Source organism: Paenibacillus sp. FSL k6-2145 (assembly GCF_037976585.1).
GTDB lineage: Bacteria > Bacillota > Bacilli > Paenibacillales > Paenibacillaceae > Paenibacillus.
The window spans coordinates 5,627,565-5,641,143 of record NZ_CP150267.1; the positions used below are offsets into that span (position 1 = coordinate 5,627,565).

Annotated in this window: 13 protein-coding genes; 8 read left to right on the forward strand and 5 right to left on the reverse strand. The window is 43.1% G+C overall.

The annotated features are described in order from the left end of the window. Positions 1–58 precede the first annotated feature (58 nt). Entirely contained in the window at positions 59–1,411 is a 1,353-nt protein-coding gene (locus NZ043_RS24885) for an MATE family efflux transporter (RefSeq protein ID WP_339309505.1), read from the reverse strand. A gap of 136 nt (positions 1,412–1,547) precedes the next feature. Here NZ043_RS24885 and NZ043_RS24890 point away from each other — a divergent pair, with 136 nt between their 5' ends. Beyond that, positions 1,548–2,231, forward strand: coding sequence for a TetR/AcrR family transcriptional regulator C-terminal domain-containing protein (locus tag NZ043_RS24890; protein WP_339309506.1), 684 nt, complete (start codon positions 1,548–1,550; stop codon positions 2,229–2,231). A 36-nt stretch (positions 2,232–2,267) separates the two neighbouring features. Here NZ043_RS24890 and NZ043_RS24895 read toward each other — a convergent pair whose 3' ends face one another. Continuing rightward, positions 2,268–3,200, reverse strand: coding sequence for a DMT family transporter (locus NZ043_RS24895; protein WP_339309507.1), 933 nt, complete (start codon positions 3,198–3,200; stop codon positions 2,268–2,270). Between the two features lie 155 nt (positions 3,201–3,355). On the opposite strand from NZ043_RS24895, the gene NZ043_RS24900 reads away from it, so the two are divergent. After that, entirely contained in the window at positions 3,356–4,237 is an 882-nt protein-coding gene (locus NZ043_RS24900; RefSeq protein WP_339309508.1) for an AraC family transcriptional regulator, read from the forward strand. A gap of 64 nt (positions 4,238–4,301) precedes the next feature. Here the strand turns inward: NZ043_RS24900 and NZ043_RS24905 are convergent, their stop codons facing one another. Further along, a complete protein-coding gene (locus NZ043_RS24905) occupies positions 4,302–4,703 on the reverse strand; it encodes an extradiol dioxygenase (RefSeq protein ID WP_133384868.1) in 402 nt (133 codons plus the stop codon). A 205-nt stretch (positions 4,704–4,908) separates the two neighbouring features. Continuing rightward, complete coding sequence (locus tag NZ043_RS24910) at positions 4,909–5,568, reverse strand: metalloregulator ArsR/SmtB family transcription factor (protein WP_339309509.1); 660 nt, start codon at positions 5,566–5,568, stop codon at positions 4,909–4,911. A gap of 166 nt (positions 5,569–5,734) precedes the next feature. Between NZ043_RS24910 and NZ043_RS24915 the strand changes: the two genes are divergently transcribed. The 6 genes from NZ043_RS24915 (at position 5,735) to NZ043_RS24940 (ending at position 12,336) form a co-directional block, all read left to right on the forward strand. Beyond that, positions 5,735–7,093, forward strand: a complete 1,359-nt coding sequence (locus NZ043_RS24915) for an MFS transporter (RefSeq protein ID WP_339309510.1) — start codon at positions 5,735–5,737, stop codon at positions 7,091–7,093. A 349-nt stretch (positions 7,094–7,442) separates the two neighbouring features. Then, positions 7,443–7,802, forward strand: a complete 360-nt coding sequence (locus NZ043_RS24920) for an iron-sulfur cluster assembly accessory protein (protein WP_339309511.1) — start codon at positions 7,443–7,445, stop codon at positions 7,800–7,802. Positions 7,803–7,825: 23 nt separating this feature from the next. Then, positions 7,826–8,113 carry a Fe-S cluster assembly protein HesB gene (locus tag NZ043_RS24925; protein ID WP_339309512.1) on the forward strand — a complete coding sequence of 96 codons (288 nt, stop codon included), beginning with the start codon at positions 7,826–7,828 and terminating at the stop codon, positions 8,111–8,113. Positions 8,114–8,309: 196 nt separating this feature from the next. Further along, a complete protein-coding gene (locus NZ043_RS24930) occupies positions 8,310–9,674 on the forward strand; it encodes an MFS transporter (protein ID WP_339309513.1) in 1,365 nt (454 codons plus the stop codon). 70 nt (positions 9,675–9,744) lie between these two features. Next, positions 9,745–10,968: a macrolide family glycosyltransferase gene (locus NZ043_RS24935; protein WP_339309514.1), complete on the forward strand. Its 1,224-nt coding sequence runs from the start codon at positions 9,745–9,747 to the stop codon at positions 10,966–10,968. 138 nt (positions 10,969–11,106) lie between these two features. Then, positions 11,107–12,336 (forward strand): multidrug effflux MFS transporter, encoded by a 1,230-nt coding sequence (locus tag NZ043_RS24940; RefSeq protein WP_339309515.1) that lies wholly within the window; start codon positions 11,107–11,109, stop codon positions 12,334–12,336. A 164-nt stretch (positions 12,337–12,500) separates the two neighbouring features. On the opposite strand, the gene NZ043_RS24945 is transcribed toward NZ043_RS24940, so the two are convergent. Beyond that, entirely contained in the window at positions 12,501–13,475 is a 975-nt protein-coding gene (locus NZ043_RS24945; RefSeq protein WP_339309516.1) for an HTH domain-containing protein, read from the reverse strand. Between the last annotated feature and the right edge of the window lie 104 nt (positions 13,476–13,579).

The following is a 13,579-nucleotide window of genomic DNA, read 5'->3' on the forward strand; positions in this document are numbered from 1 at the left end:
TGGGAAAATAGGTAGCAAACTTGGGGCAGTGTTATTTTTCTGAAAACTATTTGCGAAATTACTGTGCCAAATGTTCCAGATCCGGCTGCAATTTTGTCCGCAAAGCATATAACATGATGGCCCCAACTAGGAACGCCACGGCATCCGCAATAACGAGCGACCAGATCACTCCATGAAAGCCGTTCATTTGATTAGCGATATACAAGACAGGAATTAGTGTAATCCCTTGAATGATGGACATAACAAACGCCGCGGTTCCTTGGGCTGTTGCTTGGAAGATCCCCATAAACAAAGAAGTCATTCCTGTAATAAACAAGGATAAGAAGGTCACATGGAGAATGTAGCTACCCATTTCAATTAATTGCGGGTCAGTCGTAAATAAACCAATCAAGTGGTCTGAGATCAGATAGACGACAACCCCAAACAGGACGGCTAACGCCAAAATAGATCTGATCGTGAATCCAATGGTTTGTTTCATGCGTAATTTATTCGCTGTGAATGAGAAGGCAATCAACGGCACAACTCCCTCGCACAAGCCCATCAGAATAAACTCAGGAAATTGCAATAAACGTGATGAGATTCCATACCCCGCAACAGCCTGATCTCCATATTCAACAAGAAAAAGATTAAGAATAAGCGACATTGCACCCAAGAAGACACTCATAACAAAGACGGGAACTCCAATTTTCAATACATTGCTCAGGATGTCCTTGGTCACCTTGAACCATTTCAAGGAGATGGTTAAGAATTGACTCTTATAACTCATATGGAAAGCGTAAAATGTACTCGCAACCAAGTTGGAGATAACAGTAGCAGATGCAACCCCGATCACACCCCAATGGAAGACAAAAATGAATAGCGCATCGAGGATAATATTTATAACAACACTGAGAATCATACCAATCATTGAGGTGATTGCTGAACCTTCTGAGCGCACGATATTCTCCAGCGTGAAGAATAAGATGACGAAGGGTGAACCAATAAGCATAATCGTGACATACTCTTTCGTAAATCCAAAGGACTCTGGCGTTGCCCCCAGCCCATGAACGATTGGTTCGATCAGCGGGAGCCCAACGGCCATCACAATAATTCCGAGAACTAAACTACTGTAAAAGGCGAATGAAGATACATGCTTCAAATCATCGACTTTTTTCTCTCCCAGCAAACGAGAGATGAATGTACCGCTACCTATACCAATTAAGTTGCCTAACGCCATAATAACCGCAAATAACGGTAAAGTTAGTGCGAGTGCAGTTAACATTGCCGTATTACCCAATGTGCCAAGGAAATAGGCATTCAAGATGGAGTAAATAACACTCATTGACGTGCCTAGCATCATTGGGACAGCAAAGTGAGCTACGGCTTTGGCGATTGGTGCTTTTTCAAAGTAATGGAGGTTTTCTGCATCCATGTGGGTCACTACTTTCTTCGTTAATATTGATCCAATCTAACACCGTTAGATTGAACCTTACAGTGTTAGATGTTATCATGAACTTATGAACCTGTAAAGCGCAAACTTACACTGTTAGATAAAAGGGCGGATACCGATGAAAAAACAACAGCCTCAGATTTCGGAAGATAAGATTTTGGAAATTTCGTGGGAGCTTCTTGGAGAAGAGGGCATCGAGAAATTCAGCATGAGACGATTGGCAGACAAACTGGGGATTCAGGCTCCATCTCTATACTGGTACTTTAAGAGCAAGCAGACACTGTACCAGCGTCTCGCCAACCAGATATCTAAAATTATTCTGGACGAGTTTCACACTGAAGGGGACTGGAAGGAGCAGATGGAGGGGCTTGCGGTGACGGTACGGAGTGTGCTCAACAGATACCCGTGCTCCACACAGCTCATGATGATGACGCTTCCCCACGAGCCGGACATGATCCGCTTCACCAACCGCATGTTGCTCTGCATGGAATCAACACCACTAGAGCAAGAGCAGAAATTACAGGCCGTTCTTACACTGGTCAACTATGTATTCTATTTCGTACTGGACGATTATCAGCATCAGCGCAATATATCAGCCGTCCTTAAGGACCAGGAAGCACTTCAGGGTGAAGAGATGATACATCTTCTGGATTCTATGAGTGAGAAGGAAGCTGGTCTGTTCAGCAGGATGTATAAGAACGGTATGTTTGAGGTGATGGGAACCGACGGAGCTTTCGAGTTTGGCTTGAAGCTGATTTTGTTGGGAATTGAACAAGTTATAAAGAAACCCACCGAGAATTAAACTCCGGTGGGTTTCTTCTTAATCAGCACGTTCATTTTATCCTAATTTCCTGAATCGATTGAAGCGAAGGAACTTAGGCCGTTGGATATTGTAGGATTTCAGGGCAAAGTACATCAGCATGCCTGACAACGTAATTAATCCGCCTATAAATTGAAAAGCAGAGATGGTTTCTCCCAACAATAGATAAGCCAGCATAATGGCCAAAACGGGTTCACCGATAATGCCTACAGAAACCGTTGTTGCACCAATGGATTTGAGCAGCAGATTGAAAATGTACTGACCAAAAATGGTGGGTATGATCGCAAGTAGGAGGAAATACAGCCAATCGGATGATTCGTAATTGATTAAAGAAAAGTTATTCAATAAACTGTAGACCAAAAGGACACTTCCGCCAATAATAAAAACAACAACACTGTATATATTCGCGTCGATTTTCCGACTCACTTTTTGTCCCACCAGCATATACGCCGACACCAGAATGGTTCCTACCAGTGACAGCGCGTCACCGATCAGAGCCTCTCTTGAAACGCCTATATCACCCCAGGCGATAATCACCGAACCGAATAGGGCGGTAATCAAACATAGAATGGTACGTATACTCGCTCTTTCCTTAAACATAAAGTATGACCCGATCATCACAAACAAAGGTTGAAGCGCCAGAATGACCATGGAACTGGCCACTGAAGTATACACCAGCGATTCCATCCAAAACAAGAAATATAGACCTAGTAGGAGGCCAGCCAGAAAAACGGTGCTCCAATCCCTTGAATCCATTTTTAAGTATCGGATCGTTTTCCAGGGGATAAACGGAAGCATAATAATGGCTGATATATACAGCCTGTACATACCGGCTATGGCGGTGGGAGTATCCGAAGATTTAATCATGATTGAAGAGACGGATACCGACAAAATGGCGATAAACAGCAATACATAGGGATGAAAAAGCAGCGATGATTTAGTTTCTTTCACATATAAGCCTCCAAAAGTTCTTATCCGGTCGTCTGTGCACAGGCTCTTGTGATAAGTCAAAGATTTGATATAATAATATCATTATTTTTGAGAATTTCGTGCAATTAAATCACTCTTTAATATAGATATATCGTCAAAGAAAGGAAGTTCATAGCATGGTGAAGCAACTTTATGAGGATATTTTGTATTCCGATCTTTCGTTTCCTTATATCATGTACACACATACACGTCATACAAGCATCCCCGAAGGCAGAGGGTTCAACGATCTGCATTGGCACGAGGATCTACAGATCACTTTAGTCACAAAAGGGAAGCTGGTTATTCAGATAAATGGAATTGATCATACATTGGAAACAGGTCAGGCAATCCTGATCAACAAGAGAATTCTTCACATCACAACAGAGCTGACACAGGATGGTCAATATGTTAGTTTCAATTTTCCCGAAAAGCTATTAGCCTTTCATGTAGACAGTGCAATGGAAAAAAATTATGTATTGCCTTATACCAATTCTTCTTTGGTTTCAATTGTAATTACAAAAGATTCGGAGTGGGAAACGCAGATATTAGACATGCTTTGGGGAATGAGGGAGATGTTTAATTCAGAAAAAACATGGGGGTGGCAATATGAAATTTCAATTAAAACGGTACAACTATGGTTTGTATTGATATCCAACATTTCGATCCCTTCCGAGGAAACCCCAAGAAGCGAGAAGCGTCAGCAGGAAAGACTACAGTTGATGCTCAGCTTCATCCATCAAAATTACACTCATCCGGTTACACTTCGTGAGATTGCTGATGTCGCGCATTTGAGCATTTCAGAGTGCACCAGATGTTTTAAAAAAACGGCTCATATGACGCCATACGACTATCTAATCAAATATCGGATTAAGAAGAGTAAAGTTCTCTTAACATCAACAAATGATTCAATAACCGAGATTGCTCAGAAAGTAGGCTTTAATCACGTGAACCACTTTATTCAGTCTTTTAAAAAGCACGAGGAAAAAACACCAAAAGAGTTTCGTAACTCAAGAAGATGATACTGAGATAACAGAGACTATAGAAAAACGCCAGTGACCTTAGACAAGGACCGGCGTTTTCATATTAGTTCTTAGGCATTTTGCTCTCATCCATATACAACAGGTTCCAGCGGTGACCGTCCAGGTCGGCAAATCCCGCACCGTACATCCAGCCGTCTATTTCACCCGGCTTGCCAAAGATGGTTCCTCCAGCTAACTCGACTTTTTCAATAAAAGTATCAACTTCTTCTCTGCTGTCAGCACCAATGGAAAATATCACTTCTGCGCTATGGGAAGTATCTGCGGTTTTGGCACCTGTAAATTTCTCAAATGTTGCGTCCGGAAAAAGGAGAATCGTTGTTGATCCTATGACAAGCTGAGCTCTCTCGTTGCCAACATGCTCCCCATGGAATCCAATCTCATTGAAAAAGGTAGTGGATTTCACAACATCTTTCACCGGCAGGTTCATCCAGATTTTTTGTGACATGGCAGTAGCCTCCTAGAGTATATTTTCGACACTCTTACTATACTCTACCTAAATTCAAAATTACATAATCGGGTATATACGATTATGTGAGAGTTAGAAATAACTAATATAATGAAGGATGTTTTAGAGAAATGAAATCCGAATCGTTCTAATCAGTTCAGAATCCAAAACAAAAGAGCAATCTCCAATGAGGTTGCTCTTTTGGTCATGGCTTATTTTGCCTAACGCTGTATACGCAGTTTCTTCCTCCGGCTAGAATGTATTCTCCCCGTTCAATATGAACATTATCGCCTAGAACTGTTTTGAATAAATGTAACTCATTCTTGCATAACCCGGTACATACCGCGGCCGCTTCACAGATGGGGCAATGCTTCTCAATGAGTAGGAGACTGCCATCATCCTGCTCCTTAACCTCGGCCATATAACCTTCATTTGTACGAATTTCGGCCAATTTCTCCAATCTCTCTCTAACCCCTGATGCATCGCCAAGATGCTGAAGATATTGTTCTTGCATATTTTTATTTCGAACATCCAGCAGCTTGTCCAGCCCTTCATGACCAAAAGCTTCTTTCATTGAATTGATGAGGCTGACGGATAAATCGGAATATCCACTTGGGAAAAAACGATTAGCCGCGGGAGTTAGTATCCATAGCTTGGTGGGGCGACCCATGGGACGGGCCTCTTCCACAGTTGTAACCAATCCTTCTCCTTTTAGCGCATTTAGATGTTGACGAATAGCCATTCCGGATAACGAAAACTGAGAGGAGAGAGTGACAACATCCATTCCCCCGCGCTCTTTTAACAGATTAATAATTGCTCTCCGGGTACTGGTCGAGGCATCCTTTTTGGTTTGATTTCCGCTCATGGTGCACCTCCTTGTGAAACAACTGAATCTTCATGAATAACTACATTTTAAACAAAAATGTTGACAAAGTCAAAGCCGAACTGTAGCTTAGACATTATAAACAAAAATGTTTACTAAGTATCCGGATACGATGTATACATAACAATTTTCTTGGAGGTCACATTTCATGTCGTCTAATCATCAGAGTATTTTCAGCCCGCGTTATTTTGCATTATCCATAGGAATCATTTTGTCAGTGATGGCCGTTGGATTCGAAGGTCTATCCGTCACCACCATTGCTCCTTCAATTGCTGGAGACTTGAACGGTCTTAGCCTGTTCGGGTGGATATTCAGTACATATCTGCTTGCGCAGATTATCGGGACGCTGGTCGTCGGTCGGATCATTGATAAAAGAGGACCTGCAGCACCGTTCACTTTTGCACTTCTGTTGTTTATCGTAGGGCTGATCGCTGCCGCAACCGCAGGCGACATGTATACCATGATAGGATCACGGGCCCTGCAGGGTTTGGGTGCCGGAGCTATGATGACTTGTGTATATACGGCTATATCCTTAAGTTACCCAGATGAGTTACGTGCCAAAATACTTGGAGCATTTGGTACAGCCTATGTTCTTCCGTCTATGCTCGGTCCATATGTAGCCGGTCTTATCGCAGATCAGTGGTCCTGGCGCTTTGTTTTCTGGGGGATCTTACCTGTGCTAGTGGTTTCAGCATTGCTTAGTTTACCTGCCTTTAGGAAATTAAAAGTGCAGAAGACGGGAGTGGATAGCGGATCTTCATCCACTTGGATGGCGTTACTCTTAACGTTAGGTACAGGGATTTTCCTGGTTGGTTTAAGTATGCTTCCGAGCATTATGGGATTTGTTTTAGTCGTGATTGGCCTAGTATTGATGTTATTTCCGCTCCGTAAATTACTACCGAAGGGAACACTTACGTTGCGAAGAGGTATGCCAGCAATTCTGGCAACACGTGGGTTGTTCTTCGCTGCCTATACCAGCACACAGAATTTCCTGGTATTAGCTCTAATCGACGTGAAAGGAATTACACCTTCACAAGCCGGATTAATTGTCGCGAGTGCTGCATTAAGTTGGTGTATCATTGCGTATCTGCAAGGACGGTGGGATGCGGCAGATCAGGGCCGTGGACGTCATATGAGAATTTTTCTTGGGGTATTGCTGCTTGCGATAGGGATTGCCATCGTATTTTGGGTACCTGTTGTGACCGTTACCATCGCAGTTCTTGGTCAGATCATTGCAGGAGTTGGTATTGGATTGGCGCATCCGATTAGCGGTGTTGTCGCATTTTCTCAAACGGGGGAAGAAGGCGTGGGCCAAACCTCGGCAAATCTGCAATTTGCAGATTCTTTTACACCTGGTGTAGTGATCGGCATTGGTGGTTCCATTCTTGTAGTGTGTCAGGCTGGCGGTATGTCACTTCAATCCGGCTTAATTGTAGCCATGGGTTTCCATCTCTTGTTAATCGTCACGAGTATCATTGCCAGCACTCGGATCTCACCACGCGGATGAATAAGAAAGTGGGTGTACAGACCATTGCTCACTGAAGACCCGAATAAACTATTTACAGCTTATCGCATCATCGGAACGAAATGGACGATCCATATTTTATGTACTCTGTCTCAAGGCCCGAAGAGATTCGGTGAAATATTCGATAACATTCCTTCCATTTCCGAAATGATCCTCTCCAGACGTTTAAAGGGTCTTCAACATGATCATTTGGTCAAAAAAACAATACTGACACGCCCTACACAAATTATTTATGAACTTACGCCAAAAGGAGCTGCTCTTGCAGCATTCATACCCTGTCTAATGGACTGGGATACCAAATTTCAAAATGATACCACCGGGAGGAATAAAGATGATCATTGAGGTCAGTGATACAGCATCGGACAAAATCGTTGAGATCTTATCAAGTGCGGATATCCAAAATGCCTTCCTTAGAGTAGGCGTTGATGAAGGGGGATGCAGTGGTTTGTCTTATACCCTTATCGTGGATGAACAGCAGGCAGAAGAAGACATTGTGTTAAATAAAAAGCAATTCAAAATATTGGTGCACGCGAAAAGTATTCCATACATTGATGGTCTTGAGATTGACTATGAAGAGAGCGGAATGTTAGGTGGATTCACCATGAATAATCCAAATGCCAAAGTTTCGTGTGGATGCGGAGCCAGTTTCAGAATGGCCAGTTATCGTGGCGAAGTGAAAAAATGTGACTGAAATGAAGGAAGGAGTGCAGAGCAATGATCTCATTTGTAGTATCTGAACAAGCAATCGATTCATTTAAGAATGAATGGGGATTGGAAGAGGACCAATATGTAAGGATTTATGCAAAATATGTCGGAGGAGGCTCCGATGCCTTTACAATTGGCATAAATGCGAGTGCTACACCGGTCGATCCCGCATTGGTTCAATCCATTGGAGGATTTCATTTCTTTGTTGAAAAAACAGATGCCTGGATCCTGGAGGATGAACTTCTCCAAATTGACTGTAATGAAGATGGCATATTTTCAAGCAAAATCTCCTATTGAACATGAGTACCCTATTCTAGACCACGATCTCACTTTTTAAACATTTAACTTTACAAAGTGTAACACTTCATGTATATTCAGGGAGTTAAAAGGTTTAATTTACCATAATAACCATCTAATTACGGAGGTGTGGAAGACAAACAACAATCAGATTGGGATTTTTGATGCTCAGTACAGGGCGACTACAATTGGGATTATGCTGGTTCTGGCAACCGTAGCTTTCGAAGGACTGGCTATCACAACGATTGCCGCGAAAATGGCACAAAGTTTAGAGGGCATTCATTTATACGGTTGGATCTTCAGCGCATTTTTGTTATCTCAGCTCATTGGAACTTTGGTTATGGGTCAGCAGATTGACAAGCGCGGCGTTTTTACATCCATGCTGATATCTTTTAGTGTTTTTGTGTTAGGAACTGTAGTCTCCGCTGTCTCTTTCGATATGCACATGCTTATTGCCGGAAGAGCCCTTCAAGGTTTTGGAGCGGGGGCCCTGATCACATGTGTTTATACCTGTGTGACGTTACATTATCCAGATACACTTCGTACTCAAATCCTGGCCGCATTCTCTATGGCATTTGTCCTGCCTACCTTAATCGGACCTTATGCAGCAGGCCTTATTGCTTCCTACATCTCGTGGCGATATGTTTTCTGGATTGTTTTACCCTTGATCGGAATAGCGTTGAGTCTCACATTCCGTTCTTTCCGTAATTTGCAGCTTCAGCAAGATCTCACAGGTCCAGCGCGAGCAACCGACTCAAAGATTATGTATGCGATTCTGCTTGCCGTTGGAACGGGGCTATTACTCACAGGACTTGGTATGATTACCGATTGGAAAGGTATCGTACTCACTTTGGGTGGATTAGTCGTCATGATCACACCAATGCGTAAATTGCTGCCTGTGGGCACTTTTTCGGTAAAAAAAGGATTGCCTGCTACTTTGGTTTCGAGAGGGCTATATGTTGCTTGTTATTTTACAACGGAAAGTTTTGTGATCTTGGCACTAACCGAAGTGAAGGGGTTATCAGCTGACCTTGCTGGTCTCATTGTAGCAGCTGGTTCCCTGAGCTGGTCCGCCGCAGCGTGGTTGCAAGCCAAGCTTGACGCACGAGATCAAGGTCGTGCCCGAAAGGGCAGAGTCATGACCGGCATTGGGATTATGATCGTTGGAACTGTACTTGTGATCCTGGCTCTTATTTTGACGGACGGCGGGATTATACTCATCCTTCTCTCACAAATGATTACAGGGTTCGGTGTTGGATTGGCTAACCCTACAACGGCAGCCATTGCTTTACAACATGCCTTGCCCAGAAAAGAGGGAGAAATGTCTGCGAATCTGCAATTTGTGGACTCCTTCTATATGGGAGTAAGCATTGGCCTTGGTGGCGCTCTGATTGCCTTGTCCGAAACTTTACAGTGGGGCATATCGACAGGTGTTTTGATCGTGTTAACACTGCAATTACTATGGGTCTTGTTAAGTTTCTTAGCATCACTACGAATTACCAAACTCGTTCATCAAGAACATCATCCAATCAGCCAAGTGAAGGATAACATCTCCATGTAACGGATGACGACCGCGTCGTTAAATACATCATGAAGAACGGGGGGACTAATTGCATTGGGAGGTGGGTAAGATGGCACGTGTATTAGTAGTCATTACTCCAGCTGAAGGGCATGTGAATCCATCGTTAGGATTAGTTACTCAGTTGATAGACAATGGTGAGGAAGTCATCTATGTGTGCACGGAGGAGTACCGTTCCCGAATTGAACAAACCGGTGCCCAGATCATTACCTATCCGTTTCCACAAGATGCCTTCTCTCATGATCCGGTGTTGAAACCCCAGGAATATACGCATTCTTATCAGTTCATTTATATGATGGTAAGCGGTATTATCCGGAGGATCATCCCCAATGTGCTACAGGTGATCGAGGATCAAAAGTTCGATTATATGATCTTTGACTCCCTGATGGGATGGGGAGGGACTATTCTTGCAGAAAAACTGGGAATTCCTGCGGTGTGCTCGATTGCATCCTTTGCTTTTGTGGAGCCTCTGGGGTCTAGCTCAGTTCTGAATGAGACGGAGACGAAGGAGCTTTATGAGGCTACGATGAAGATCACAACGGAGTTAGCTGAAGAGCTTCAAGTGAGTATTCCAGCCATGGAAGAGATTCCGGCACATGCAGGTCAGTTAAAGCTCGTGTACACCAGCCGTTATTTTCAGCCGCAGGCAGAAAAGCTGGATGATCGTTTTATTTTCACGGGTCCTTCGATCATAACACGTCAAGATGCTCCGACCTTCTCGTTTGAGGTGCTTCGTGAACGGTACCCGCAAACCGTGTACATTGCTATGGGTACGATTTTAAATAAAAATTTGGATTTCTATCAGCTTTGCTTTGAAGCATTAGGGGATCTACCCGTGAATGTTGTTCTATCTTCAGGAAAGTACACGGACATGACGCCGCTGGCGGATCAAGTTCCTCCTAATTTTATCGTCAAGCCATACATTGCCCAGTTGGACATGCTGCAGCATACCGATGTTTTTATTACACATGCTGGAATGAACAGCACAAGTGAGGCGTTATATTACAACGTTCCGATGGTGATGATTCCATTAACATCGGATCAGCCTCTTGTCGCCAATCGGGTACAGGAGCTCGGCGCGGGTATTACTTTAAATAAACATAATCTCAATGCAACTGATTTGAGAGAGGCATTAACAGAAGTACTACACAATTCACTTTATAGACGGCAGGCTTACCTCATTGGTGAATCTTTAAGGCAGGCAGGCGGTTACAAGCGAGCTGCCGAAATGATCATGAGTCATATGGGTTCAGGCCGGGGGAGTTACACAATTTAAATGGTTTTCGATTCAAAGTCGCTTAATAAGCGGCTTTTTTTGGTTTTAATAGTCTTAAGACTTGACCTACAGTTAACTCTATGTCTTATACTCGATTAGGCTTGCAAATTATATAAGGAATTGGAGATTTTATTTATTATGGCGAAAAGCACGAATTGGAATGTTTTTGGACTGGCAATACTACTAGGTTTATTTTCTACATTAGGTCCATTTACGATTGATATGTATTTACCGGCTTTTCCGGAGATTGCACAAAATATGAATACAACGGCATCACTTGTACAATTTAGCCTTACTGCTTGTTTATTAGGACTCGGTGTAGGACAACTGGTTATGGGTCCTTTGAGTGACGCGTACGGTAGACGTAGACCATTGTTGATCTGTATGGCAGCCTATATTATTTGTTCCTTGGCATGTGCTTTTGCTCCGAATATCGGGCTATTAATTTTGTTTCGTTTCACGCAAGGATTTGCGGCTTCAGCTGGAATTGTCATTTCCCGTGCGATAGCTAGAGATCTGTATAGTGGACATGAACTCACTAAATTTTTCTCTTTGCTGTTGCTTGTAGGGAATTTGGGGCCTTTGGCAGCACCCATCGCGGGAAGTGGGGTTCTTTCATTCACAACATGGATTGGCGTGTTTATCTGCCTTTCATTCTTGGGGATTTTCTTATTAATCATGACAAAGTGGAGCTTAAAAGAAACACACCCTATCGAAAGACGTATAGTTCCTGACTTCAAACAGCAATTGGGTAATTACAGAATGCTTCTGCGTGACCGCAAATTTGTTGGTTACATGCTGGCACAGGGAATCATGACGGCAGGGGTCTTTGCTTATGTGGCCGGAACCCCATTCATTTACCAAAATATATATGGAGTTACACCCACGGTATTTGCTATATTATTTGCTTCAAACGGCATCAGCTTGATCATCGGATCTCAAATCGTGGGTCGATTGGCTAAACGTATCCCTGAGCAGACGCTGCTATTATCGGGACTATGGCTTGCTATAATAGCAAGTGTTGCTGCTTTGGTCGTAACCCTGGCTCATGGTCCACTTTTCGCGTTGGTGATTCCATTGTTCTTCTTCGTATGCTCGATCGGCATTACGTCTACAGCGGCATTCCCACTTGCCATGGAGAGTCAAGCTAAGATGGCCGGAAGTGCAGCAGCACTGCTCGGCGTTGTTCCTTTTCTTCTGGGTGCACTGGTTGCTCCTCTAGTCGGCATCGCAGGTGAGGACACTGCCGTCCCATTAGGACTCACGTTATTAATGACCAGTATCATTGCCATTGTTACTTATTTCCTACTCGTTAAAAACGTCCCGCAGCATACACCTAATCATGCCCAGTCTAATGCTGAATTTTAGTATAGAAGGAACAGCTCGCCAAGCATTGGCGTGAGACATTATGAATATGATTCCATCACAAGTCGCTGCAATAGCGGCTTTTTTGGTTTTCCGTACTGAACGCTCAGCCTGAATTCGAGTAAGGCATTGTTAGAAAATGGAGAGACTAGGGAGGAGGGGGCTGTTCACTGCTTCATTTGGTATAAGCTTAATCTCTCTTGTACAGCATTCAGGACTTCTTCCGGAATCTCCTTCACCTTGATATCTTCTCCTAAAAAAAGCAACCAATTAGTGATTTCGGTTAACTCTTCTGAGTTATGAACATTCATAAATGCCTTTAGGAGGGCTGTAGTTTGGTATGGATTTGTATAGGCAATTGAAAACTTTAAAGGATGGTATTTTTTGAATTGCGCAATCGCCTTTGGACCAAGTTCCAGGACAAGATTGATAACTTCTTCCTGCGTATTTCGTTTGAGTTGTTCGACAATCTTTTTTGTACTCAGTCTTTTTTTCGCCGGGTATGCTTCGACATGGATGAGGTTGTCAACGGATACGATTCGTCTCTTTTCTTCCTCCAGGTCGAAACCTTCAATGATCCAATGGCCTTTTTGATGATGAAGGTGCAAGAGAACAATGGGATAAGACTTTGTTTTCTTCTCTTCTTGAACAGTGACTAACAAATAACGTTCTATAAGAAGAATTTGGATGAGTTTTTCCAAGGTAGGGTGAGGCAGGTCTGATAGATCAAGCAAGTCTGGATTATGGGGATTGGTCCCTTCAAAAAGCAATATTTGATTCAAGTGCACAAGGTCATCTTGCTGATTTTCTGAGATAAGGCCCAATAATTTTTCAGCCAAAGATTGACGACTCTTTAGATAAGGAAGCTGTTGATTTCTTGTCGCCATAAAGGCAATGAATAACGCTTTGATTTCATTATCGGTAAACCGGACCGTGGGCAGGAGGGAGTTGTTCATGACAAAATAACCCCCGTCCCGCCCAACTTCAGCGACAAGTGGCATTCCCATGGCTTCAATTTCTCTGATATCTCGAATGGCTGTTGAACGAGAAATATTAAATTCTCGCATGATTTCAGAGATAGTAAAGTGGGCACGGTTATTGATATACCGCGTGATGATATTTATGCGTTCAACTTTTTTCATGGGACCCCCTAAACAGTATCATATTCTGACATGATTTAAGGTTATTATAAACCTATCAAGTGAAAACACAAATCAATTGAAAATTGAAAGAGGACGGTGTAAAT

Coding starts and splice junctions, on each gene's coding strand:
- NZ043_RS24900 (WP_339309508.1), top strand. CDS start 3,356: ATGGTGAAGCAACTTTATGAGGATATTTTGTATTCCGATCTTTCGTTT.
- NZ043_RS24945 (WP_339309516.1), bottom strand. CDS start 13,475: ATGAAAAAAGTTGAACGCATAAATATCATCACGCGGTATATCAATAAC.
- NZ043_RS24915 (WP_339309510.1), top strand. CDS start 5,735: ATGTCGTCTAATCATCAGAGTATTTTCAGCCCGCGTTATTTTGCATTA.
- NZ043_RS24930 (WP_339309513.1), top strand. CDS start 8,310: ATGCTGGTTCTGGCAACCGTAGCTTTCGAAGGACTGGCTATCACAACG.
- NZ043_RS24925 (WP_339309512.1), top strand. CDS start 7,826: ATGATCTCATTTGTAGTATCTGAACAAGCAATCGATTCATTTAAGAAT.
- NZ043_RS24935 (WP_339309514.1), top strand. CDS start 9,745: ATGGCACGTGTATTAGTAGTCATTACTCCAGCTGAAGGGCATGTGAAT.
- NZ043_RS24885 (WP_339309505.1), bottom strand. CDS start 1,411: ATGGATGCAGAAAACCTCCATTACTTTGAAAAAGCACCAATCGCCAAA.
- NZ043_RS24920 (WP_339309511.1), top strand. CDS start 7,443: ATGATCATTGAGGTCAGTGATACAGCATCGGACAAAATCGTTGAGATC.
- NZ043_RS24940 (WP_339309515.1), top strand. CDS start 11,107: ATGGCGAAAAGCACGAATTGGAATGTTTTTGGACTGGCAATACTACTA.
- NZ043_RS24910 (WP_339309509.1), bottom strand. CDS start 5,568: ATGAGCGGAAATCAAACCAAAAAGGATGCCTCGACCAGTACCCGGAGA.
- NZ043_RS24905 (WP_133384868.1), bottom strand. CDS start 4,703: ATGTCACAAAAAATCTGGATGAACCTGCCGGTGAAAGATGTTGTGAAA.
- NZ043_RS24890 (WP_339309506.1), top strand. CDS start 1,548: ATGAAAAAACAACAGCCTCAGATTTCGGAAGATAAGATTTTGGAAATT.